A 19,260-nucleotide genomic window follows, 5' to 3' on the forward strand; every position below is an offset into this window, starting at 1 on the left:
AAAGCCTTATCTCAAGGCATTAAAAAAGCGCCCCTTAGGACGCTGTATTTCGATTAATAAAGTTAGGCGATGTTAAAACCTTCAACACCACGCTTCTGACGATTTCGGGTACGTTGCTCTAGCCACATTTGACCTTGCTCAATATTAGTAATAGCAAGTGAATTTTCGCGGCAAGGAAACTTTTCATTCAGAACACGTAAACGATGTAAAACAATCGCAAGTAAAGCTTCATTCGTGATGCCATTAACTCCAACTTCCTTAACTGGACCAAGTTGGAATTGAATTGGAGTAAGTAAATCTCCAGCTACGACATCATAGAAATGTCCTGGTTCAAGAGACTGCTCACCGTCTCGGGTTTTAACAGTTTCATTATGGAAAACCGTTACTTCGTTATCATCTTTATGGATTTCACGGCCCATTACACAATTTTGAATACCATCTGGTTGATATGAATGTTCAAAAACATCCTTTGGTGACCAAGAGATATAACCTTCATGATCTGGATGATTAGCCTTGCCACCATCTTTGTACTCGATCAAATAGCCTGGATCTGCTGGATCTTCATTTTCAGGAATTTGCCACCCTTGGTATTCATTGTATTCACCACGCGTCATGGGCGTTGCTAAAACTGACTTAGTACCAATGTATGCAACCATAGATGCTGTTAATAGTTTCTTGCTCATTTTAATACTCACAAAAAAAGCACCCGAAAGTGCTAAGGTTAAAAATTAAGTTCTAAGTGATGAGTGCGATTGCTTTTAATCTTTCAAAAGTAAAACCATAAATTGCCATGGCTCTTGAAATCTTAATTTGAAGAAAAGGCACCAGAATTAATTTTGTGCTCAGAATATATTGAGCATCTGACATATTGATTTGCTTTTCAGTCATTTGCAGTACCTTTAGCTACGTTTCCTTTGCGCCCCAAACCCTTTGTCTAGGTTCGTCACCAACCAAGCGGATTCCTTGAGGACCACCTACATCAAATGTTGCTGTGATAGTCGCTGGACCCTCAAAAACACCACAATTCATCTTTACAGAGGTTAATCCAGCTAATGGAATACCTGTTTCCTCGTCACAAAGGGCGAGATGAGAAGATCTATCTGAAACTCTTTTAAGAACTAAATGTCTAACTTTTGATTCACTCATAGGCCAAACTCCATAAATGAGAAAAGCGCCGTTTGGGCGCTTATATAGGTGAAAATTGTGTCTTAAGTGAGTTTAGGATTACCTGTCATCGGCAATAATTACTCACATTTAAACCCTGTTCCAACAAGGTCTTTTTTCAAATTTGAAACGAGAGTTTGTTGTTCCTGCTGTTGTCCACTAAGATAATTTTGATCTAGAGCTTCTGCACCATCTAAAGATTTATAGAGCTCTTTAGATTCCTCTAAATTGTCTTTTAAAAAAGTGGTTAGGTTTAGTTTCGCCTGAGTCGCTCTACACAAATTATTTTTAGCTTCTAAATCTTGAGCAGCCTGTTTTACTTGGCCAGTTGTAGGATCAAAAGAATATGCATTTGCCATTGCTGACTCTAAAGCTTCAGACAATCGATCATATTCTTTAAGATATTTTTCACTTGGTTCAGCTAAACATGTGATTGAGATGAGAGTAAGAGATATAAAAGCTATTGTTTTCATATTGTATAAATTCTGATGTTTTAAAAAATATAACATAAGAAAAAATTACAGACCCAACTCTTTAAAAGATTTTTCATCCAACTTTCTTAACTCATCTAAGCTATACAAACGCCCTTCAGGATCGAAGAACTTATCAAAATCAAACCTTCCCTCTTTATAGAGCTTATAACGCTTTGGCCCTAGCCACTCTTTTTGGAAGAAGTCATCTGTCTTTTTGAAGAACTCTTTAAATGTAGTGTTGGCATCTAGCTGCCCTATTAATTGGCTCCGCTCATCTTTTGGAATGTCTTTAACTCGGCGTTCGTCCATTACAAATGGCCGTTCGCCAACAAGCAGACCATCTTTTTCGACTGGTACCAAAATGCTCCGGCAGTTAGGATGTAACGGCGGTACCCGTTTTGCTGGATCGTTAATCTCCCAAACCGCACCATCAAGTGAAGCACACAGTTTAGATGTTCTTCCGTCTAATGTAGCTACCAGTCTTACATATTCAAAACCAATCTGGTTAAAGCTATTTAGATATGCTTGATTGGCCACATGGCTGCGAACTGTTCTCACGGTACGGTCAATATCAGACTTTGAGCCACTTAAAAGCCCATCCTCATAATTAAGCCGTTTGGTACCACGAATACGCTGAACAATTTCCTGATTAGTTTTACCTGAGTTAATGCCTTCCCGAATAGCATATTCAACTTTTTGGCGTGCAGTCTTAGCAATATTGGAAAGAAGATCATCAACTAATGCTCCACCTACTAAGGGTACTTTTTTAGCTGCTGTATATAGCTTTTCACCGTTAGGTTTCTTAATCTTGCCGCCGTATAACTTAGCTGTGTAATTAGCCTCATATACAGCCATTGCAGTTGCTGAAACTGCAAAAGCTTCAGGCAATGAAGAATTTAGACTTGTATGCCAGCCGGATATTAAATCTCGTATCTCCTTGAGGTTGGCCGTTGTGTAAAGACCCGCTGCAAGAGCTGCTTTCTCAGAATCATTTAACTCATCCAACAAATCCCGAAGCTTTGCCAGCATTAAAGCTGACTCATCATTAAAGATTGTTAGTAATTCCTTAACTGATTGAGACGATGCCCGGAACAAATATGCTTGATGTTGAGTTAATACCTCGAGCAGTGATTTATCTTCTGAGGCCATTTATTACTCCTAAAGCGGCATACTATCGCGCTCACTTTCAACACGCTTCAACTCTTCCTGAAAATCATGAGCTGGCAGCTTACCAGTAGCGATATATTCCCAATACGTCTGGAACGAATTCTTTCCAGCTATGGCGCCTTCATATAGTTGCTTAGCAAGATTGATATCGTATTGCTGAACAATAAATTCAGGATCAACCGTAAAAGAGTATTTAGATGGGTCTAGCTTTAACCATTGAGCAGCATATTTGATAGCCTGCTCAATAGCCGCAGCAGCACAAGTGACAATGCTATGTAGGCTTGCTTGTTGGTCATCCTGACGCGCACGTCGTGCTTCACCTGACTCTTGTGAATTGGTATCAATCACCTTTGCTCCAGCTTCAAGAGCCGCATTCTTTTGTGCATCCATTTCTTTTTTAGTGAGCTCAATCCCATTACCTGAAATTTCCAAATAACCGCATTGCGCTTCACCAGGAAGATCCCAAACAGCCATAACACCAGTAACACTAATATCAGCACCATCATCAAGACCATTAATCCAAGGCTGAGGATGTGCTGTGTGATGAAGTGACTGGAAATAATCAGCGCTAAGCTGGTAATACTTCAAAGCAGCTTTGGCCATAGTGAGAAGCGGTACCGTTCCAACATGCGCTGAATTATCTGTAGTGCCACAAAAAACAAATGGTGTAAAAGAAAGCATGTTTTTACCAAGATCTGGTGTTTTATCTTCTACAGCAGATCCATCAAACAAACGTACAGTTAAGGCACCATTATCCATAGACAAAACACGATGTACTGTCCTGGTATCATGCCCAAACTCATCCTCACTATTATCAAACTGCTCCTCCAGCACTAAAAGTTTCAAATCCTTTCGACCATCAATACTGTTTTCCTTCCAGTTAATAATGGATAAAGCGTCATAAAGTGCAAAATAAGGCACTCCATTAGCATCTACATCAACAAGCAAGCCACAACGGCCATATTCAAGTAACTCTAGACAAATACGAATAAAAAGCTGTTTTAAGCCAAATCCATCATTTGTGGCATTATCGATCAGCCCTTTAAGCAAAGAACTTTCAATCACAATATTGGGCTCAAGCTTTGAGACTAGACCGATCATCGTGCGCAATGAATCCTGAACCCATAATGGATACTGAGCGCGACTGAGATAAGCTTTATAAATCGCTCCAGCCGTATCACCCTGCTTTTCAGCTTCGATCATCCCTGCCGATTTAGAAAGATACTTAGTTTGTGCTTGTTTGATTTCCTCTTCACCAGCAACGGCATCGCGCATAATCAACCAGGCTTTTTGCGCAGCAATATACTGCGGATGTTTATCAGTAACTGCCATAAAAAAACACCAAAAAAAAGCACCTAAAAAGGTGCATTGTTTAATGAGAATAACCAGCGATCGTGCGCCGTTTAAATACTTTCTGAATGATAATTGGGAACCGCTTAGCTATTGGATAACCACCAGCATCACCCACATGATCCAAGCCAGCACTTTTATCAGGCATTCCAAAATCGTCATAGACTTGCTGCTCTAAAGTAGCCGTAAAGTTAGGACACTTATTTGTGTTCACTTTTAGATGTCGTTCACCGTCAGCGTTTAGGATTTGTGCATTCACTGCATTTATTCGATCTTTAATGCTTGGGTTTACACCGTTCACTTCAACCTTAAAACCATTTTTCTTTAAGATCGCATGATCAGATTCACTAAAGTTCTTTGATGAGGTCGCTTGACCTGAAGCATCTGGTACCACAGTAATATCATGAAAAGGAAAACGCTCTATAATCAACTGACACATGGTCGGTGTATCTCTCACCCCGACCAATTCATCCAAGGCCCTTGGTTTACCTTCTCTAATGACATAAACCACAGCAGCCATCTTAAGTACGTTAAAGTCCATCCCTATGAGTAAAGGCTCGCCCTGCTTGATTTCTTCATCTGTGTGATTTTTAACTCGGTCAAAGTCTGGGTAAACAGCACCACTTGTTAAATTGACAAATTGCCCCTTTAAGTAAGCTGAAATTAATTGTGGCGGATACGACTCATAAAGCGATGAAATATAGTCATCTGGCAAATTGGCTTCGTTGTCATAAGTTGAAGCCTGGATCATTCCATAAAGCTTTCGCTTAGCTGGTGTTTTATTTGCCTCTTTTACAAACTGCTCATAAGTGAATTTAAACCCTTCAGGTGTTGTGGCCACATCAATACCATTGAGCAAACCAGCTTGCTTATAACGCATACGCGCGATGATCTTTCGCCAAGCTTGTTGTGCTTTAAGCTTAGCCATGACATCAAGTTCATCAATCAAGCCACGACCAATTTTAAAACCGACAATTGAGTCAGGAATATCCATCGATCGACAAATAATAGTAGTGCGATACTGGCGACCATAATAAATATCGACTTCTTTATTTGACTGATAAACTTTTGTTTTTAAACCCCAGTCAAATGCTACTTCATCAATTGTAGGATAAAAGATATCTCTGATCTGAGCGTAAGTCGGCGCAAAATAACCTAATGGTACTTTTGGGAACTCCCATGAAGTATTACAAAGGCTTGCACTACCAACCCAAGTTTTTCCAGAACCAAATCCCGCCACAAATGCACGGAATTTATTTTCCATCTGTAAAAAATTAGCCTGAGGTACATTCAGCGTCGGATTGATGTTCGGCATCTTTTTTACTCGCATCTACAACTTGAATGGTCACCTTGACTGGTGTTGGATCATCTTCCCGTTCGCCTTCTCTGATCTTCTCAATCTCAAGTTGTTTCAACTCAACATTTAAAAGCATCAGGTCATGGCCTTGCATTTCTTCCCGAACCTGTTTAATTACCCCCTGCTTCATCAGCCTGTTATTTTTCCAGCCCTCATAAATATTCTGGAGCTCTCTTAAACGATAGGCTTTATTGGCCAGGGGAATGTCATAAACATTCTTTTGGAAATCTGCCCTGGTCTTATTAAACAAAGTAATAAGTTTCTTACTTAAGTTCTTCCCCGTTGCCTTTGTGGGGTCATACGCCTCACATTGTCTTCGGTCAATTTCTATACCAAATCTTTGTTTGACAGCATCCGCTACTTGTTGAGGGGTATCAAAGCAGGCAAGAGACTGAACTATAAAGATTTTCACAGGCTCTTTAAGCGCCGCCATACTCCCCCCTTCGTCCAACTACGTCCAACAAGATAGGCAAAAAAAAGAGCCACCAGGCTCAGTTGATTACACAATTTCCGCAGCATCTTGAAATATCTAAATCTGAAACAAACGGCGGATTCTTCGCAGCCTCAACAAGACGTTTTACACTCTTACTTGGTCCCCACCTTTTGACAACACCAATAAACTCTTCAACGTCATGCCCAGCCAAATAGTGCTTAGGTAATCCAGTGGAACTACTGAAGAGCATTTCGCCATCTTCATCGCGTTCAACACCTATGTGGTAAAGTTCATGCTCAATCAAAGCACAAAACTCGCTATCGTTTGCCTTATCGCAAAACCCGCCATCAATCGTAATTAAATATGTTGGTACAAAACCAAACCAGTCGCGCATTTGCTGTTCTTGTCTTGCTTTACGCCAGCCACCAACGTTAAACATAACTTTCTCACATTGCCCTAACACCATAGCTTGTTTACTTTTATAAGCTGAAGAAGCCCAAGCAAATGCTAAAAACTCATCTTGATCATGAAGTATTTCCGCAATGTGGTCATGGTCAGGGTTGTGAAGTGGTCCACCCAATGTAAGAAAGTTTGCTTTAACCCACTCCATTAATTCTGGTGCAGGGATTAAACGGATAGCTTTCTCATTTTCCGATTGATCAAGAAAGTCCGTTGGAGGGAATGGTCTGATCTCCATTAAATATTTGCCTCTTTAAATTTTCGAGCCACTGGCTGGCAAAGTGAGCTTGTATCTGTAATGGTCCAGATTCATTGATTTTGAATCTAGCTGCAGATTCCAATCGAACAATCGTATACCCCATAACATGAGCAGTATCTTCACGATCCGAATCATAAGAAATTTGTTTTCTTTTTCTTCCTGCTGACCAAGGGCCGCCAGCAATTTCCACTAAAATTTTGTACTCAATTAAATGAAAATCAAATCGCCAATGCTTTGTTGTTTTAAACTGAAAATTCTTTTCATATTTGATATCCAAAATATCTAAAGCCTTTGTAAATTCTTCTTCTGCTTTTAAATATTTCTCGGTGGCTTTAGGTAATGGACGGCTTTTGGGTTTTGTTTTAATCTCCCTTTTTCTTGTTAGGCCAAAATAGTCTTTAATTTCCATATAAAGCAGTCCGTAAATTTTTAACTTGCCCCTTTAATCGAACAATTATCCTATCTATAACGAGCATCTCATCACGAGTTAGACCTGTACGCGATAAATTTTGATAACGCTCCAATTCTAAGGAAAATTTATCAAGATTCTTTTTACCTTCATTTTTGTCCATAATCACCCCAAGAAATGCCAAGACATCCAGATTATTGCGACACATAATGTTAGCCAGATGCCGACTTTTACACCCTTGATAAGCTTTGATTCCTTAAGGCCTTCTATTGGTTCAAGAGTTAATTCATCATGAGCATTATTCCACTCATAAATGTCTTTCTTCTCTTTTGGAGTCATATAGACCTGAGCTTGCTTTTGAGTATGGGCTTTAGCATTCAAACGCTTTGCTTTCTTTTGTTTTCGATTCATTGGTGAACAATCCTTAAAAATAATTACCCAACAAAGTCTTTCAATATTTCAAGCAACTTTTTGGCTGCATCTTTGCTAATCACAATGTCTGAATCTTTTTGATAAAGAATTACTGTGCTTTCTTCCACCTCAACTTCTAAACTGAAGTACTTCTCTTGTATGATTTCGATACTCATTTTTGAATCCTTTATAAAAGAAAACCCCACACTAGGCGGGGTTGTATTGGTTCAATTCAACTTAATTATTTTGACTTTCCAGATGAGTATCTAATGCTTTTTCAAGATTAGGGATTTCACTTCCATCTAGCTTGCCAAGATAACCTTTTATGTAAATCAAATATCTTGTGTCATTTCTATCCAAATGGTGATAGTAAATAGAATTTTCACTAACCTTTCCTGAAGCTAAATCCACACCACTATCATTGATAGAATTTGGATATGATGGAGTTATACCATCATCATTAAATTGCAGTTTAAGTGAACCATCAAATTGTCGTGTTGTTTCTAACCGAACTAATTTCATACAACCTATACCATTATCAAATTAGCTAAATAATGAAGCTATTTCATTCAGTTTGCAACAACAAAATTTAACGTAAGCTATTGTATTCTCAATAGTAAATTATATTCACTCAATCTTACAAGAATAAAATAAAAGCCCCTCCAATAACCATTTTTTAGAGGGGCCGTTTGTGCCGCAATAACTACGGCAAACTTACAAACCAAATTATGAAACTAGTAATTCATAATTATTAGTTCTTTGCTTTTCTTACTCTTAGCAGCCAAATCACGGCCAACAGAGTAATTAATTGAAGTAACAGCAAAATTAAAACCTTTATAGATCTCCCGAATCTTTTCATGATCATTAATTGAAAGCATTACCTTCCCTTTGCAATTCTTCATTTTTTCAGAAAGCAATTCATATTGATCAAGTGGAAAGTCAATTCCATAACCTGCGGTATCAAGATAAGGTGGATCTGCATAAAAGAAAGTGTGTTCCCGATCATATCGATCAAAACACTTATTCCAAGATTGATTTTCTATATACACACCATTCAATCGCAAATGTGCTGCGCTTAAATGTTCTTCTATCCGTAAAAGATTTAAAGATCGACCTGTTGTGGCATAACCAAAAGTTTGACCAGAAACCTTCCCACCGAATGCATGTTGCTGAAGATAATAAAATCTTGCTGCACGTTGAATATCTGTAAGAGTATCTGGAACCTTTAATTTTTCCCACTCAAATATTTGTCGGCTTGATATACACCACTTGAATTGCCTCACGAACTCTTCTAAATGGTTTTGAACAACTCGATAAAGATTTACGAGCTCACCATTTAGATCATTTATAACTTCTGTTTTAGCTTGATCTTCCTTTAAGAAAAATAAAGCAGCTCCACCGCAAAACAATTCCACATAACACGAATGATCTGGGAATCTACTCAACAAATCCTTAGCTAAACGGGTTTTACCACCCTGCCATGGAATTATTGGTTTTGATTTCATAAATATTTTCCTGTGCAAAAGCAATTGATTCTGATAGCCTTCGCAAATCGTGTGCACGATAGCTGGGCTTGGCTTTTGGCAGGCTACATCTGTCAGGAGGTCGAAGTGCTGTTACCGCAGTACTTCGTCCCCAGTTTTACTCGATATAAAAAAACTCGGTCGCCATTAGGGACCGAGTTTTTTATTTATTTATTTTCTAATGCAGTAACACGTGTCTGAACTGCATTTAAGCCATTATTCAAAGTTGTGATCGAATTACCTTGGCTTGTATTTACACCTTCAACACTCGTTACTCGGGTAGTCAAAGCACTCACTGCTGTAGTATCAGCTTTATTGCTAACAGTTCCTTGAAGAGCTGTTAATTTTGTTTTAAGAGCATTTATTTCATTCTCTAATTCTGCATTTGTCATAGTCATGATGTTTTTCCTAGAAGCAATTTTAAAATAAAAAAACTCGGTCTCCGTAAGGATCCGAGCTTTTATAAGGGCAATAAAAAAGCCCACCTATTTAGATGAGCTTTTAAATTCAATTTGGTCTAATTTATACTACGACCAATTTAATAAAACTATACCCTAGTTATCGCAAAAGTGGAAACTAATTTCTCACCTCATTTAAAGTTTCTTCCTTGTAACGTCTAGCAATTTTAGTCGCTTTTTTAATTTCTTCCTCTAATGCAGTTACCATTAACTTTTCATATCGCTTCCATGTTTGGCGATATACATCAGGATTCATTTGAAAACTTCTAATACCTGCATATACCAATCGACCAGGGTCTTTATGTCCACTTTCCAACTCAGGATCTAATGCATAATCAATCACAATGCGAGCAATTAACCATGCTAAATGATAAATAGCTATTCCTTCAGGTTCTCGTCTTTTATCTTTTTTGGCACCATCCATCATAATTTTAGCTAAATGGTTCCGAACATATTCATAATCTTGTTGAGATTTACCTTCAGACAAAATTACCATTGCAACTGATTTCGTAAGTTGATCACCCATAGCAGCTACCACCCCCAGTTTATCTTGAAAGTCGATTGACCTCCCATCTGTACATCTGACATTCGCAGCACCAAAAGATGGTGATTTTGGATTAGAACCACTTACGAACCATTCAAAAATTGAAAATCTTGACCAATCCATTACAAATGTAGTTTGCATTTTCACCACCTCAAGTATTTAAAAGCTTTTGGAACTCACTAAATAAGAGCTCTTCAATTGGTTCATCTACACTTGCATCTTCATCAAGCGCCCAAGGATTTATATAAACCTTATCCCCACACATAACGGCGAGCTTTCCCTTAAATACACAACCAGAAAATTCCTGACTGTATTTACGAACATAAAGCCCAGCCAAAGCATCAAATTCGTCAGTAGTCAAAAACGCATCCATATTTACTTTTAATATGAAAAACTTCTTATCTACCGTCCAACCCACCGTTTCAATATCGGTCATAAACACTCCTCAAACCTCTCTAACATCAATGCCGTGTACAGTTTTCATCAAATGCTTTTTATTGCGGTAACTCGGCAATTTACGTGTTGCAAGTGATTTAACGTCCTCAACAATGAATTCGCCATTAATGAGGTAGTAAGTAAAATCAGCAAAATATCTAAGTGCTGGTTTAGCTCGTTTCTCCCCTTCTAATTTTGTCTTCGGTGCCAATTCAAATTTTGTGTGATGCTGCAATTCTTTAATTTCACCTCGTTGTTGTAGAGCCTTTAGCTCGATATACCGTTTGTATTCTTTAGTACTGTCAAAAGTCATTCCATCCAATTTAATTTTCGAAGCATTAAACTTGTTTCGACCCTTTTTAACTTTTTGAGCTTTCGGACATGTTGCGCGGTAATCTGCAAGGCTCATTGAACTCATTCTTCAAACGTCTCCTTTCTTGCCAACCACCACAAAACCACCGCACCGCTAATAGCTGCTGTAAAAAATGAAATTAATAAGCCCCACGCTAAAATCTCGAATTTATTCATATATTCGCCCCATCAATTAGCTGAAGAATATTTCTAGGAATCGGCATACCCTCCCGACGGCACATCTCTGCGTATTCGTGTGGATTATCGAAAGGATCAGGGCCCAACTCTTTTATAAGCTCAGGCTCTTTTTCCTTAGCCTTAAGCTTTTGTACTGGTACAGGTTTACGACCATTGATTTTTAAACGTTCCATCAATGATTGGAGATGCTTTTGCGCTTCGTCATTGCTTACTGGGGTGTGTTCAGGTTCTTTATGCTCTAGTTGTAGCGGTGGAGTGTAAAACTCTTGCTGACGGCCTTTTAACTGAGCTTTAGCCACCATCACGTTGTAGGTCCCGAAGAAATTATCTTGAGCTGCTCGCATTTGGCCGGCTTCGATCAAATACATAACCTCGTCTAAGGCGTACTTAGTGATTTGGGTAATAACCACGGAACGGTCAGTTGTAAACTTACATGCGCGAGACCAAGCTTCTTCTGGAGACATCCAACTTTCACCGATACACCAGGTGCGAAACTCGGCAAATGACGGCATAAAGCGTCCACCTGCTGTAAGTAATCGAGCAAGTGCGTTGTTAAATTGGTTTTGTTGAACGCCAACCAGTGTTTTAAGTGCAATTTGCTCAACTACTGACAGAGGAATTGCACTTTCGCCTGTTGCTGGAAATTGCTTATTGAACTGAGCAGCGTAAACAGTGCGAAGAGAAGCGATTAATTGACGCACTTCGTTCAAGGTAATCTCATGCATGACCTACCTCCTCAATCATTGGAAGCTTTTTTGCTGGGGTTACATCCACGATTTGAGATTCGCTCTGTTCTTCAAAAAGATTAGCGAAGTAACCCGACTCTTCTGGTTTTTGACCGGTTGAAGTGATTTGCTCTTGTTTCTTGCGGTTAGCAGCAACTTGTTTCTCGTTGTTTTGAACCCAAGAGAACCACTTAACCAACCAGATGCTTGGTGTATTCAACGAGCTTGATTCATTTGCAAAGTACCAGTCACCGAAGTTTTGAATCATGGTTCTCAAGTCGATTTCAGGTACCGAAACAAATCTTTGTTGAGCAAGTGAGATGAAATCGTATTGAAACTCGCTGTATTCAGAAATGAATTCACGCATTGAATAGCGTTTGTGATCATCGATCTGATACTGAGCAAATTGAATTGGAGTTAATTGCGAATTTTCTCCACGCGTATTACTACTACTATCAATAATTGGTTCTTGGTTAATGGTTAATGGTTTATGGTTATTGGTTGGTTGCACGCCCGTTTGTTCTTCGTTTAACGGATTTTCAACGACCGTTGAATTTTCGTTAGACGATTGATCATCTTTTGATGAACCACTGTTGGACGAACCTTTCTTTTTCGCTGCACGTTTTGCAGCAGACGCTTTACCAGCCTCACTCGCTTGTTTCTTTTTCCCGTGGTATTCAGCAATTTCTCGTTCACAACGATTATTGCGATAAACACCTTCTTCAAGAATGAAAAACTCATCAAGTACATATTTGAGAGCTTCTTTTTGCTCTTCGGTAGTACATTGCAAACGACGTGCTAAACGATCAATGCTTGTTGCATCAATCGCCTTCTCCGTGTCGTAATACATGTCTAATAAGTCACGGTAAATCGCACGCTCAATTAAACTGAGGTGGCGAGTCGCATTGTTAAAGTCACCAATATGGTGTTGGTAATAATTCATGCGGCCCCCTTAATTTGTTGCGTAATAAATGGATTATTTGCTCTGGCAATTGCGGCCATAGGCTCTGGTGAAACACTATTGCCGCACATATGGACTTGTTCAGTCTTAGTTAATGGCTTTCCATCGTGTCCACGGTCAATAATGTAAGACTGTGGAAATCCTTGGGCTGTATACAACTCACGTGGATAAAGCATGCGCATTTTTATATCCACAATTACCCATGGTTCTCCTTTAACCCAAACAGTTACAAGAGCTAGTCGGTCTTTAGTGGTTAGGGTGTCGATGGGTGCAGTAATGTCGCGGGCATCGCCGTTTCCGTAGTAATTGATTAAGAAAGCCGCGACACGCAAAGCACCATCAATATTTTCTTTACTCAATTCCGCAGTAACTAACTGCTGCTGGCTTCCTTTATTTGTGATTGTCGTTAACGGTTCACGTAAATCGTGACCTGCCGTTTCGTTAAATCCACCGTTAGCCTGCATCATGTAGGCTGTAACTAAGTTACGTTGAGCACCTGATGCTGTTACTGTACCTAAAGGTTGACTAATGCAGTCAAAACCTTGGCTCCATCGTGGGTTATCAGGTGTTCCTTCGCCATGTCCTACATGTACAAGCATTGGTGCCACTAACGCATGATGACCACCCTTAACTTGAGCGCATATCGTTGTTAAGGGCTCGAAAATGCCCCAATTCCGTTGGTGTGATGCATTTGCAAACTCTGTTAAAAATGGAGCTAAGATTGGGCTGATTAGAGAACTATGTCCACCATATCCAGCAGTTGTTGTGCCTAATGGCTCGGAGATTGCATGACCAAAACTCGTATTAAAGTCACGCCCAATAAATGGTGCTGCATTTTTTACGATGTATGGTTTTTTGGCATCAAGTACGAGTTTTTTCATTCCTCTTGCAACACGTCTCAAAGTCGCATCAACAAGAGGTTTTGGGCGATCAAAGATAGAATTACCCAAATCACTAAAATCAATGCACTCAGCTGCTTCACGCCATTTTTTCTGACCACGTTTAGGTTTTTTTGCATGCGTAGCTTCTGGCCAAACGATTGATTGTCCATCACAACGTGCAACCATGAACAAACGTTTACGTATTGTTGGAGCGCTATAGTCAGCAGCTATAATCTTTTTCCATTCCACAACATAACCAAGTCGTTGAAGACTACGCACAAAGTGGCGCCAAGTTTTACCCTTCTTTCTTGGATCTGGCACTAAGAACTGATTATTTCTTGGTACATGTTCACCAGGTTCTGCAACTCGATGCACCTTTTTACCGTTCACTTCGATTTTTTCTAAAGTAATAACACGTCCAGTGACCTTGTCGCGTTTAGCAATAAGTGGACCCCAATTAAGGATCTGCTCAACATTTTCCAAACTAATAACGTCGGGCTTAACCTTGCCTGCGAACTTAAGAACCACCCATGAAAGGTCGCGTATTTCTTTTTTACGTGGTTGACCACCAGCGGCTTGCGAGTGATGTGTACAGTCTGGGCTTGCATGAAACCAACCCACTTGATAGCCATCGCATATTTCAACTGGATCTACTGCGAATACATCTTGAACATAATGCTTAGCATGGGGGTGATTAGCTTCATGCATAGAAATAGCTTTAGGGTTATGATTTACAGCAACATAAACAGGTCTGTTTAAGCCCATTTCTAAACCAGTGCTTGCACCACCGCCGCCCGCAAAGAAATCAACAATGATTTTTTCCGAGAAATTCAGATCAAACTGAGTTCTGAAAGAACGTGTAGCATCAACAAATGTATTCATGCTTCACCGCCTTCATTCATCTGAATAAAAGTGCTGCCCAAATAACGGATCCGTTTAGCCCGATATAAACTTGAAATGATTTGACCAGCATGGACCAGATAAAGACCATGCTTTCCGTGTTGATCCACCAAAGCTTGCATAAACTCATCACGTGTTACGGCAGCGTTATTTACATCACGGTTTTGACGAGCTAAATTTTCCTTTCGTTTTTTCAATAAACCAGACAAAGTTCTTAATGCTGGTTCATGCCAGGATTGAATATTCTTTTGTTGTTGTTCAGAGGTACTCATGACACCTCCGCTAATGCTTGCTCAGCGCTTGTTAGTCGGCGTTTGGCATTAAGTTCAGCAACTGTTGCTGTGCGGATTTCTTTTGAAGAAACCAGAATCAAATGATTCTCTGATTTGATGGTCCATAAACTAGTCAAGGTTTTATTTTTGACTTCAAACAAATCATTTGATTTAAAACTACGGCACTCTTCAGTAAGTACCACTACATCACCCACTAAAAACTCTTGTAAGTTGTGTTTGGACGTTTGATTTGATAAATTAGTTTGCATATTCATGGGTTCCTAAATTTGTGAATTAAGAAGCCTGATCTTGACCATCAGGCTTTTTTATTGCGTTCTCTCCGAACGGATTGTTTTCTTTGTTCATATAAATCAAAACGTTCTCTGGGTATTCCAGATACCTGTGACATAAGATTCTTGTCATCTTCACAACGCTTCATATCCAGAATGGCTAACCATCTTAAATACTGGCTGTTAGACCAGCCTCGTTCATATGCTTCCCTTGCCACATGCTCAGCTACAGGCTCAGATAAATGTGTCGGCATGCACACCGTCTTTTTTGCACTTGGCTTTTGTTTGGTCATGGTTGTTCCTAAACTGATATTTGTTCATGAGGTCAGTTATGCTATAGACGACTCTGGCTTAGCATTCTCAAGTAGCCATTCAGCCGTAAACTTTCCACCGCTATTAATTGCAAGTATCTGGGCATATTTGGTTTCGCCCGTATATTCAGTTCTTGGTAATACCCCTCGTTTTTCCATCTTGCTCATGGCCATGTATGTACGGTTTAGTAACGCTGCTGCTTTAGATCGACCACCAACAGCATCAAAAGCATATTTAATGGGATTCAAAGTTAAATCTCCCTTTTAATTGATTTCACCAAAATTAAATCATAGGTTTAATTTTAATACAATCCATGATTGCTTCTATTTTTTTAAATTTCCAATAGAATTTTAAACCAAAGGTTTATTTTATTAATGATTATGGAATCTATAGCTGAACGCATCCAAGCAGCACTTGATTATGCAAATCTAAAATGGTCAGCAGCATCTCTCAAATTGGGACTATCAGCTCAAGCTGCATCTAACTGGAAAAAGGGGAAAATTGGTAAGGAAACCCTGAAAGAGCTAGCGGCTTTAACTGGAGTAAGTGCCGGATGGTTGCTAGATGGTTCTGGATCAATGATCGAGTTGGCTGACAATCCTGAGAATGCTGATGCATATAGGCCAGTTATGGCATGGGAAGCACCGGATGACCTCGATCCTAATTCTTTTATGATTATTCCGCATGTAGACGTCAAGTTTTCCGCAGGTAATGGCCGACTGGTTGAATTTGAGCCAACAACCAGGATGACGGGATGCGCACAACGCATGGAGTGGTTTCATAAGAAAAAAGTTTCACCTAAAAATCTTGTAGAAGTGGATGTTGATGGTGACAGTATGGAACCAAGGATACCAAGCGGCAGCGTTGTAATTATCGACAAGTCTGTTAATAGACTAGAGCAAGTTCAGAACAGAAAGGTGTATGCAATCAGGTATGGTGATGAACTAAAAATCAAAAGATTATCTCGTAGATATGACGGAGCCTTGATTATTGATAGTGATAATCCTAGCTATGAAAGAGAGATCGTTGAGCCGCAAGACTTGGAGCATATTGGCATCATTGGTAAATATGTTTCTCATTCTTATGATGGTGAAATTTAGGCGAGCTAAGTAATTAATTTTTAAAGAAAAGAGGGTATTATGATCGCAACACTTAATAAATCCAAAACTGCGCTAACGATTAATCGCCAAGAGTTCAAATTAGCATTAGGTAAAATTGGCGAAGGTATTGAAAAACAAATAGCCTCACTTAAAAAAGCCAAGCAAAGTTATGACGCTACTGAAATGGCATGTGAGGTCATTAATGAAGCAAATATCTTTGAGGCTATAATCGAAGGATTTAATGAAGCTGAAGGTACTAATTTAAAACTATCAGATATAAGTAATTTGGAGCAAGCGCAAGGCTGGGTTGATGATTTTCTAGAAAAGTACAGCACTTGAAAAGGTAAATAAGAAGAAGTTGATGAGGTAAGATTCGTAATGAATAAAAAATATATGCCACCAGAACTTTACGAATACAGGCATCTAACAAGCACTGAACAAATGGCAATTCATCAGATGCTTATTTCTTATGTTCGTGAAGATCACCGCTTCAATATCATCATGATGGGGGCTGCGGAGCCTTACAACTTAGTAAAGATAATCAGTGTGAATTTTGAAAATGAAGCTGCAGGTATATGGATTCACTTCGAAACTATTGTTGGTGAAAAGCTGGCCTTGCCTATTGATTTCATTTCAAGAATTGAGTTTTCAGGGCAGCAGGAAATTTAATAAAAAAGATTAGTTTAGGGTTGGAGGAATATTAGGAAATGAAGTGGAATCCACAATATGCAAAAAATTGAAGTTAACTCCCGTAATATCAGCCATGTTCTTTATCAACACTTCTTGTTGACGGTAGTGCTTAGAACAGGTGAAAGGTTTATTTACAGACTTCTTGAAGCAACCACATTCAAAGAGTTTGTTGATTCAGAAGATAAAGATAAATTTTATAGAAGTCATATTGAGGCTAATAAAGAATTTAAGCGGATTCAGCTTTTTGTTTAATTGAAACCGTGACCCGACACAGTGCTTTAAACCATATCGGTAGAGAATATATGTATAAGATACCTAAAGTAGTTATTCCTGATTCCGCTAAAAAATATAGGCCTCCCAAAGTTAAATTAACGCTAGAAGAAATCAAGCAACTTTCAGATGACGAGTTAATGATGCTTTTAAGCGGTGAAGGCCGAAGCGGAATTATCCCAGCACCACTTCTACAAGCTATAAGCTATGAATTGACATCAAGACAGATTAAAAAATCCAGCAAACCGCATTGGACTGCTTATGTTGGGGTGCTGCTGGCCTTAATTGCTGCAGTCACTGGTGTTGTTGCAATACTAAAATGAGAGTAACGATAACAGAGCACATTGAGATAAAACTAAGCACAAAATTTACTATACGTTTGTTTTTGATTTTCATGACATATCCACCAGTAGCACCCTCTTAACAAGTAAAGCAATTGAGGTGATTAGAGGTATTAAGCTAATTAACAGACCAGCTCTCGTCAACTTTATTTCACACATAAGAACTCTCTTTAAAATGTGAACCAAATGGCAATATTCACAAGTATTGTTACCATGCTAATAAACATTTGCATATTTAGTATCTGATCTAATTTCATAAAAATACCTTTGTCAGGTTAAATCAGCGACCAACCCACCACCACGGTGGGTTTTCTTTTGTCTATTAAATCTAAAATTTAAAATAAATTCAATCTTAGGTTTAAATATCTATTGCATCAAAATTAAATCTAAGGTTTAATAATTTTCACCAGATAACAAAAAAGCACACCGCCCTCCCCAGGTCCGATGTGCTTTGCTATATGCGAGATCAATTATGAACGTAAAAGCTACCCCTTTCAACTCATTTGCATTTGTCAGCATGGCTGCTCTTGCAATCTCTGGTGGTTCTTTAGTTGCTTGCCAATTGCAGCCAGCTTTCCAAACAAAAGAAGCACCTACTCTTTTTACACCTAAAACTCAACCAAGTACTTACGGTGTTTTAACCGCGAAAATCACAGGTAAACATTCTGGCGTTGCTGTCATCAAATTAGATAGCTTCCGTTTAAACGTTAGCTTTGATTTTGAAGCTCATCCTGACAGTTACGGTGTTCCGGGTTCTGAATTTACCGCTGTTGATATTACCCAACTCACAGTAAATGAAATCACTGATGTTAATGGTAAGTCATATAACGATTTCACCGAATTTGAAGACATCCGCAACATCAATGCCCTTCTAAAAGGTTTTATCGAACGTAACAAGTTGGTGGAGGCAGCCTAATGAAAGATTACAACTGCCCTACTTGCAAGAAGATGATCCCTGTTGACCGTTCAAAAATAAAAGCTGGTGATGAGGTTTCATTTTGCAGAGTAACCCAATCTTCTAAATCTGCACGTTTTTCTTCAAGAGAAGGAATTGTCAATTGCCGTGAAGGTGATGTGGTTTTAGTTAAATATCGCAAAGAAATTATTCCTTTAAATATTAAGGACGTCTCACCTGTTGATGCTCCTAGCCCGCTTACGTATGCCTTTGTAGGTACATGCGAATGTAAGGAGGCCGAACATGTCTAATTACAAAAAGCACCCTGACGGCTATAAGTCATTTTTAGGCCGTGATGATAAGGGCCTCTACTCTGTTCGTATTGGCTGGCAAGTGTACGCATCTAATGCTAATGGCTCAGTTCTTTACAAAGTTAAAGACGGATTTAAGACGCCTTTAAATGTGTTCAGGTTCCAAACTGACTATCCAAAAGTTTGGAATGAACTTACTCAAGAAATTGATTTTCAACGCAGAAAGCAGCTCGCTATAAAACTGCGTGAAACAAATATCCCTACTTATGACCGCAAAGCATATAAGCAAAAACGCGGCTTCACCGGCTCTAGATGAGGATA

Annotated in this window: 35 protein-coding genes; 8 read left to right on the forward strand and 27 right to left on the reverse strand. The window is 39.1% G+C overall.

Annotated features, from left to right (window positions below):
• Nucleotides 1-62 precede the first annotated feature (62 nt).
• The 27 genes from H7R46_RS13845 to H7R46_RS13975 all read right to left on the reverse strand — a co-directional run bounded on the left by H7R46_RS13845 (nucleotide 63) and on the right by H7R46_RS13975 (nucleotide 15,580).
• Nucleotides 63-614, reverse strand: a complete 552-nt coding sequence (locus H7R46_RS13845; RefSeq protein ID WP_057090136.1) for a hypothetical protein — start codon at nucleotides 612-614, stop codon at nucleotides 63-65.
• Nucleotides 615-735: 121 nt separating this feature from the next.
• On the reverse strand, nucleotides 736-888 hold the full coding sequence (locus H7R46_RS13850) for a hypothetical protein (protein WP_005802759.1): 153 nt from the start codon (nucleotides 886-888) through the stop codon (nucleotides 736-738).
• A 15-nt stretch (nucleotides 889-903) separates the two neighbouring features.
• Nucleotides 904-1,146: a hypothetical protein gene (locus H7R46_RS13855; RefSeq protein WP_005802761.1), complete on the reverse strand. Its 243-nt coding sequence runs from the start codon at nucleotides 1,144-1,146 to the stop codon at nucleotides 904-906.
• Nucleotides 1,147-1,244: 98 nt separating this feature from the next.
• Nucleotides 1,245-1,673, reverse strand: coding sequence for a hypothetical protein (locus H7R46_RS13860; protein WP_000965230.1), 429 nt, complete (start codon nucleotides 1,671-1,673; stop codon nucleotides 1,245-1,247).
• A gap of 9 nt (nucleotides 1,674-1,682) precedes the next feature.
• The gene (locus tag H7R46_RS13865) at nucleotides 1,683-2,786 is read right to left on the reverse strand and encodes a minor capsid protein (RefSeq protein WP_086225733.1); all 1,104 of its coding nucleotides are present in this window, start codon (nucleotides 2,784-2,786) and stop codon (nucleotides 1,683-1,685) included.
• Between the two features lie 9 nt (nucleotides 2,787-2,795).
• Nucleotides 2,796-4,136, reverse strand: a complete 1,341-nt coding sequence (locus H7R46_RS13870) for a DUF4055 domain-containing protein (RefSeq protein ID WP_086393480.1) — start codon at nucleotides 4,134-4,136, stop codon at nucleotides 2,796-2,798.
• 40 nt (nucleotides 4,137-4,176) lie between these two features.
• Complete coding sequence (locus H7R46_RS13875; protein ID WP_057090122.1) at nucleotides 4,177-5,469, reverse strand: terminase large subunit domain-containing protein; 1,293 nt, start codon at nucleotides 5,467-5,469, stop codon at nucleotides 4,177-4,179.
• Nucleotides 5,429-5,944, reverse strand: coding sequence for a DUF2280 domain-containing protein (locus tag H7R46_RS13880; protein ID WP_057090121.1), 516 nt, complete (start codon nucleotides 5,942-5,944; stop codon nucleotides 5,429-5,431). Before H7R46_RS13880 ends, H7R46_RS13875 begins: the two co-directional genes overlap by 41 nt.
• Nucleotides 5,945-6,002: 58 nt before the next feature.
• Nucleotides 6,003-6,641, reverse strand: coding sequence for a putative metallopeptidase (locus H7R46_RS13885; RefSeq protein ID WP_057090120.1), 639 nt, complete (start codon nucleotides 6,639-6,641; stop codon nucleotides 6,003-6,005).
• Nucleotides 6,604-7,071 carry a hypothetical protein gene (locus tag H7R46_RS13890; protein WP_032046633.1) on the reverse strand — a complete coding sequence of 156 codons (468 nt, stop codon included), beginning with the start codon at nucleotides 7,069-7,071 and terminating at the stop codon, nucleotides 6,604-6,606. Before H7R46_RS13890 ends, H7R46_RS13885 begins: the two co-directional genes overlap by 38 nt.
• A complete protein-coding gene (locus H7R46_RS13895) occupies nucleotides 7,061-7,234 on the reverse strand; it encodes a hypothetical protein (RefSeq protein WP_171071219.1) in 174 nt (57 codons plus the stop codon). Before H7R46_RS13895 ends, H7R46_RS13890 begins: the two co-directional genes overlap by 11 nt.
• Before the next feature lie 2 nt (nucleotides 7,235-7,236).
• Nucleotides 7,237-7,482 carry a hypothetical protein gene (locus H7R46_RS13900; RefSeq protein WP_032046631.1) on the reverse strand — a complete coding sequence of 82 codons (246 nt, stop codon included), beginning with the start codon at nucleotides 7,480-7,482 and terminating at the stop codon, nucleotides 7,237-7,239.
• A 23-nt stretch (nucleotides 7,483-7,505) separates the two neighbouring features.
• Entirely contained in the window at nucleotides 7,506-7,658 is a 153-nt protein-coding gene (locus tag H7R46_RS13905; protein WP_171250664.1) for a hypothetical protein, read from the reverse strand.
• A gap of 61 nt (nucleotides 7,659-7,719) precedes the next feature.
• Nucleotides 7,720-8,004: a hypothetical protein gene (locus tag H7R46_RS13910; protein ID WP_057090119.1), complete on the reverse strand. Its 285-nt coding sequence runs from the start codon at nucleotides 8,002-8,004 to the stop codon at nucleotides 7,720-7,722.
• Between the two features lie 212 nt (nucleotides 8,005-8,216).
• Nucleotides 8,217-8,987, reverse strand: coding sequence for a DNA adenine methylase (locus tag H7R46_RS13915; RefSeq protein WP_086225821.1), 771 nt, complete (start codon nucleotides 8,985-8,987; stop codon nucleotides 8,217-8,219).
• Nucleotides 8,988-9,172: 185 nt separating this feature from the next.
• A complete protein-coding gene (locus H7R46_RS13920; RefSeq protein ID WP_086225820.1) occupies nucleotides 9,173-9,403 on the reverse strand; it encodes a hypothetical protein in 231 nt (76 codons plus the stop codon).
• A gap of 178 nt (nucleotides 9,404-9,581) precedes the next feature.
• Entirely contained in the window at nucleotides 9,582-10,148 is a 567-nt protein-coding gene (locus tag H7R46_RS13925) for a hypothetical protein (RefSeq protein ID WP_081310296.1), read from the reverse strand.
• A gap of 10 nt (nucleotides 10,149-10,158) precedes the next feature.
• On the reverse strand, nucleotides 10,159-10,443 hold the full coding sequence (locus H7R46_RS13930; RefSeq protein WP_086225819.1) for a hypothetical protein: 285 nt from the start codon (nucleotides 10,441-10,443) through the stop codon (nucleotides 10,159-10,161).
• Nucleotides 10,444-10,452: 9 nt separating this feature from the next.
• A complete protein-coding gene (locus H7R46_RS13935; protein ID WP_032007719.1) occupies nucleotides 10,453-10,860 on the reverse strand; it encodes a DUF1064 domain-containing protein in 408 nt (135 codons plus the stop codon).
• Nucleotides 10,857-10,970 carry a putative phage replication protein gene (locus tag H7R46_RS13940; RefSeq protein ID WP_031968553.1) on the reverse strand — a complete coding sequence of 38 codons (114 nt, stop codon included), beginning with the start codon at nucleotides 10,968-10,970 and terminating at the stop codon, nucleotides 10,857-10,859. Before H7R46_RS13940 ends, H7R46_RS13935 begins: the two co-directional genes overlap by 4 nt.
• On the reverse strand, nucleotides 10,967-11,716 hold the full coding sequence (locus tag H7R46_RS13945) for a hypothetical protein (protein WP_057104471.1): 750 nt from the start codon (nucleotides 11,714-11,716) through the stop codon (nucleotides 10,967-10,969). The genes H7R46_RS13940 and H7R46_RS13945 overlap by 4 nt, the downstream gene beginning before the upstream one ends.
• Nucleotides 11,709-12,659 (reverse strand): YdaU family protein, encoded by a 951-nt coding sequence (locus H7R46_RS13950; RefSeq protein ID WP_031968550.1) that lies wholly within the window; start codon nucleotides 12,657-12,659, stop codon nucleotides 11,709-11,711. Before H7R46_RS13950 ends, H7R46_RS13945 begins: the two co-directional genes overlap by 8 nt.
• Entirely contained in the window at nucleotides 12,656-14,440 is a 1,785-nt protein-coding gene (locus H7R46_RS13955; RefSeq protein ID WP_031968548.1) for a DNA cytosine methyltransferase, read from the reverse strand. Before H7R46_RS13955 ends, H7R46_RS13950 begins: the two co-directional genes overlap by 4 nt.
• Entirely contained in the window at nucleotides 14,437-14,730 is a 294-nt protein-coding gene (locus H7R46_RS13960; protein WP_031968546.1) for a hypothetical protein, read from the reverse strand. Before H7R46_RS13960 ends, H7R46_RS13955 begins: the two co-directional genes overlap by 4 nt.
• Nucleotides 14,727-14,999, reverse strand: a complete 273-nt coding sequence (locus H7R46_RS13965; RefSeq protein WP_031968545.1) for a hypothetical protein — start codon at nucleotides 14,997-14,999, stop codon at nucleotides 14,727-14,729. The genes H7R46_RS13960 and H7R46_RS13965 overlap by 4 nt, the downstream gene beginning before the upstream one ends.
• Nucleotides 15,000-15,046: 47 nt before the next feature.
• The gene (locus H7R46_RS13970) at nucleotides 15,047-15,313 is read right to left on the reverse strand and encodes a hypothetical protein (RefSeq protein ID WP_000166124.1); all 267 of its coding nucleotides are present in this window, start codon (nucleotides 15,311-15,313) and stop codon (nucleotides 15,047-15,049) included.
• A 36-nt stretch (nucleotides 15,314-15,349) separates the two neighbouring features.
• Nucleotides 15,350-15,580, reverse strand: coding sequence for a hypothetical protein (locus tag H7R46_RS13975; RefSeq protein WP_001068174.1), 231 nt, complete (start codon nucleotides 15,578-15,580; stop codon nucleotides 15,350-15,352).
• Nucleotides 15,581-15,706: 126 nt separating this feature from the next.
• On the opposite strand from H7R46_RS13975, the gene H7R46_RS13980 reads away from it, so the two are divergent.
• The 8 genes from H7R46_RS13980 (at nucleotide 15,707) to H7R46_RS14015 (ending at nucleotide 19,255) form a co-directional block, all read left to right on the forward strand.
• Nucleotides 15,707-16,432 carry an XRE family transcriptional regulator gene (locus tag H7R46_RS13980; RefSeq protein ID WP_000605245.1) on the forward strand — a complete coding sequence of 242 codons (726 nt, stop codon included), beginning with the start codon at nucleotides 15,707-15,709 and terminating at the stop codon, nucleotides 16,430-16,432.
• Nucleotides 16,433-16,471: 39 nt separating this feature from the next.
• On the forward strand, nucleotides 16,472-16,771 hold the full coding sequence (locus tag H7R46_RS13985; RefSeq protein ID WP_000562174.1) for a hypothetical protein: 300 nt from the start codon (nucleotides 16,472-16,474) through the stop codon (nucleotides 16,769-16,771).
• Nucleotides 16,772-16,810: 39 nt separating this feature from the next.
• Nucleotides 16,811-17,101, forward strand: a complete 291-nt coding sequence (locus tag H7R46_RS13990) for a hypothetical protein (protein WP_001037047.1) — start codon at nucleotides 16,811-16,813, stop codon at nucleotides 17,099-17,101.
• Nucleotides 17,102-17,158: 57 nt separating this feature from the next.
• Nucleotides 17,159-17,374 (forward strand): KTSC domain-containing protein, encoded by a 216-nt coding sequence (locus H7R46_RS13995; protein ID WP_001169164.1) that lies wholly within the window; start codon nucleotides 17,159-17,161, stop codon nucleotides 17,372-17,374.
• Nucleotides 17,375-17,424: 50 nt separating this feature from the next.
• Complete coding sequence (locus tag H7R46_RS14000) at nucleotides 17,425-17,715, forward strand: hypothetical protein (protein ID WP_000276791.1); 291 nt, start codon at nucleotides 17,425-17,427, stop codon at nucleotides 17,713-17,715.
• Between the two features lie 490 nt (nucleotides 17,716-18,205).
• Nucleotides 18,206-18,649 (forward strand): hypothetical protein, encoded by a 444-nt coding sequence (locus H7R46_RS14005; RefSeq protein ID WP_031968543.1) that lies wholly within the window; start codon nucleotides 18,206-18,208, stop codon nucleotides 18,647-18,649.
• Nucleotides 18,649-18,939 carry a hypothetical protein gene (locus tag H7R46_RS14010; protein ID WP_000656410.1) on the forward strand — a complete coding sequence of 97 codons (291 nt, stop codon included), beginning with the start codon at nucleotides 18,649-18,651 and terminating at the stop codon, nucleotides 18,937-18,939. Before H7R46_RS14005 ends, H7R46_RS14010 begins: the two co-directional genes overlap by 1 nt.
• Entirely contained in the window at nucleotides 18,932-19,255 is a 324-nt protein-coding gene (locus H7R46_RS14015; RefSeq protein ID WP_032024183.1) for a hypothetical protein, read from the forward strand. The genes H7R46_RS14010 and H7R46_RS14015 overlap by 8 nt, the downstream gene beginning before the upstream one ends.
• Nucleotides 19,256-19,260: the final 5 nt, after the last annotated feature.

The sequence above is a fragment of the Acinetobacter sp. BEC1-S18-ESBL-01 genome (genome assembly GCF_014169935.1).
Taxonomy (GTDB): domain Bacteria; phylum Pseudomonadota; class Gammaproteobacteria; order Pseudomonadales; family Moraxellaceae; genus Acinetobacter; species Acinetobacter pittii.

What these genes read in the sequence shown, in the direction of transcription:
- H7R46_RS13845 (WP_057090136.1), bottom strand. Translation starts at nt 614, where the DNA reads ATGACGCGTGGTGAATACAATGAATACCAAGGGTGGCAAATTCCTGAA.
- H7R46_RS13850 (WP_005802759.1), bottom strand. Translation starts at nt 888, where the DNA reads ATGACTGAAAAGCAAATCAATATGTCAGATGCTCAATATATTCTGAGC.
- H7R46_RS13855 (WP_005802761.1), bottom strand. Translation starts at nt 1,146, where the DNA reads ATGAGTGAATCAAAAGTTAGACATTTAGTTCTTAAAAGAGTTTCAGAT.
- H7R46_RS13860 (WP_000965230.1), bottom strand. Translation starts at nt 1,673, where the DNA reads ATGTTATATTTTTTAAAACATCAGAATTTATACAATATGAAAACAATA.
- H7R46_RS13865 (WP_086225733.1), bottom strand. Translation starts at nt 2,786, where the DNA reads ATGGCCTCAGAAGATAAATCACTGCTCGAGGTATTAACTCAACATCAA.
- H7R46_RS13870 (WP_086393480.1), bottom strand. Translation starts at nt 4,136, where the DNA reads ATGGCAGTTACTGATAAACATCCGCAGTATATTGCTGCGCAAAAAGCC.
- H7R46_RS13875 (WP_057090122.1), bottom strand. Translation starts at nt 5,469, where the DNA reads ATGCCGAACATCAATCCGACGCTGAATGTACCTCAGGCTAATTTTTTA.
- H7R46_RS13880 (WP_057090121.1), bottom strand. Translation starts at nt 5,944, where the DNA reads ATGGCGGCGCTTAAAGAGCCTGTGAAAATCTTTATAGTTCAGTCTCTT.
- H7R46_RS13885 (WP_057090120.1), bottom strand. Translation starts at nt 6,641, where the DNA reads ATGGAGATCAGACCATTCCCTCCAACGGACTTTCTTGATCAATCGGAA.
- H7R46_RS13890 (WP_032046633.1), bottom strand. Translation starts at nt 7,071, where the DNA reads ATGGAAATTAAAGACTATTTTGGCCTAACAAGAAAAAGGGAGATTAAA.
- H7R46_RS13895 (WP_171071219.1), bottom strand. Translation starts at nt 7,234, where the DNA reads ATGGACAAAAATGAAGGTAAAAAGAATCTTGATAAATTTTCCTTAGAA.
- H7R46_RS13900 (WP_032046631.1), bottom strand. Translation starts at nt 7,482, where the DNA reads ATGAATCGAAAACAAAAGAAAGCAAAGCGTTTGAATGCTAAAGCCCAT.
- H7R46_RS13905 (WP_171250664.1), bottom strand. Translation starts at nt 7,658, where the DNA reads ATGAGTATCGAAATCATACAAGAGAAGTACTTCAGTTTAGAAGTTGAG.
- H7R46_RS13910 (WP_057090119.1), bottom strand. Translation starts at nt 8,004, where the DNA reads ATGAAATTAGTTCGGTTAGAAACAACACGACAATTTGATGGTTCACTT.
- H7R46_RS13915 (WP_086225821.1), bottom strand. Translation starts at nt 8,987, where the DNA reads ATGAAATCAAAACCAATAATTCCATGGCAGGGTGGTAAAACCCGTTTA.
- H7R46_RS13920 (WP_086225820.1), bottom strand. Translation starts at nt 9,403, where the DNA reads ATGACTATGACAAATGCAGAATTAGAGAATGAAATAAATGCTCTTAAA.
- H7R46_RS13925 (WP_081310296.1), bottom strand. Translation starts at nt 10,148, where the DNA reads ATGCAAACTACATTTGTAATGGATTGGTCAAGATTTTCAATTTTTGAA.
- H7R46_RS13930 (WP_086225819.1), bottom strand. Translation starts at nt 10,443, where the DNA reads ATGACCGATATTGAAACGGTGGGTTGGACGGTAGATAAGAAGTTTTTC.
- H7R46_RS13935 (WP_032007719.1), bottom strand. Translation starts at nt 10,860, where the DNA reads ATGAGTTCAATGAGCCTTGCAGATTACCGCGCAACATGTCCGAAAGCT.
- H7R46_RS13940 (WP_031968553.1), bottom strand. Translation starts at nt 10,970, where the DNA reads ATGAATAAATTCGAGATTTTAGCGTGGGGCTTATTAATTTCATTTTTT.
- H7R46_RS13945 (WP_057104471.1), bottom strand. Translation starts at nt 11,716, where the DNA reads ATGCATGAGATTACCTTGAACGAAGTGCGTCAATTAATCGCTTCTCTT.
- H7R46_RS13950 (WP_031968550.1), bottom strand. Translation starts at nt 12,659, where the DNA reads ATGAATTATTACCAACACCATATTGGTGACTTTAACAATGCGACTCGC.
- H7R46_RS13955 (WP_031968548.1), bottom strand. Translation starts at nt 14,440, where the DNA reads ATGAATACATTTGTTGATGCTACACGTTCTTTCAGAACTCAGTTTGAT.
- H7R46_RS13960 (WP_031968546.1), bottom strand. Translation starts at nt 14,730, where the DNA reads ATGAGTACCTCTGAACAACAACAAAAGAATATTCAATCCTGGCATGAA.
- H7R46_RS13965 (WP_031968545.1), bottom strand. Translation starts at nt 14,999, where the DNA reads ATGCAAACTAATTTATCAAATCAAACGTCCAAACACAACTTACAAGAG.
- H7R46_RS13970 (WP_000166124.1), bottom strand. Translation starts at nt 15,313, where the DNA reads ATGACCAAACAAAAGCCAAGTGCAAAAAAGACGGTGTGCATGCCGACA.
- H7R46_RS13980 (WP_000605245.1), top strand. Translation starts at nt 15,707, where the DNA reads ATGATTATGGAATCTATAGCTGAACGCATCCAAGCAGCACTTGATTAT.
- H7R46_RS13985 (WP_000562174.1), top strand. Translation starts at nt 16,472, where the DNA reads ATGATCGCAACACTTAATAAATCCAAAACTGCGCTAACGATTAATCGC.
- H7R46_RS13990 (WP_001037047.1), top strand. Translation starts at nt 16,811, where the DNA reads ATGAATAAAAAATATATGCCACCAGAACTTTACGAATACAGGCATCTA.
- H7R46_RS13995 (WP_001169164.1), top strand. Translation starts at nt 17,159, where the DNA reads ATGCAAAAAATTGAAGTTAACTCCCGTAATATCAGCCATGTTCTTTAT.
- H7R46_RS14000 (WP_000276791.1), top strand. Translation starts at nt 17,425, where the DNA reads ATGTATAAGATACCTAAAGTAGTTATTCCTGATTCCGCTAAAAAATAT.
- H7R46_RS14005 (WP_031968543.1), top strand. Translation starts at nt 18,206, where the DNA reads ATGAACGTAAAAGCTACCCCTTTCAACTCATTTGCATTTGTCAGCATG.
- H7R46_RS14010 (WP_000656410.1), top strand. Translation starts at nt 18,649, where the DNA reads ATGAAAGATTACAACTGCCCTACTTGCAAGAAGATGATCCCTGTTGAC.
- H7R46_RS14015 (WP_032024183.1), top strand. Translation starts at nt 18,932, where the DNA reads ATGTCTAATTACAAAAAGCACCCTGACGGCTATAAGTCATTTTTAGGC.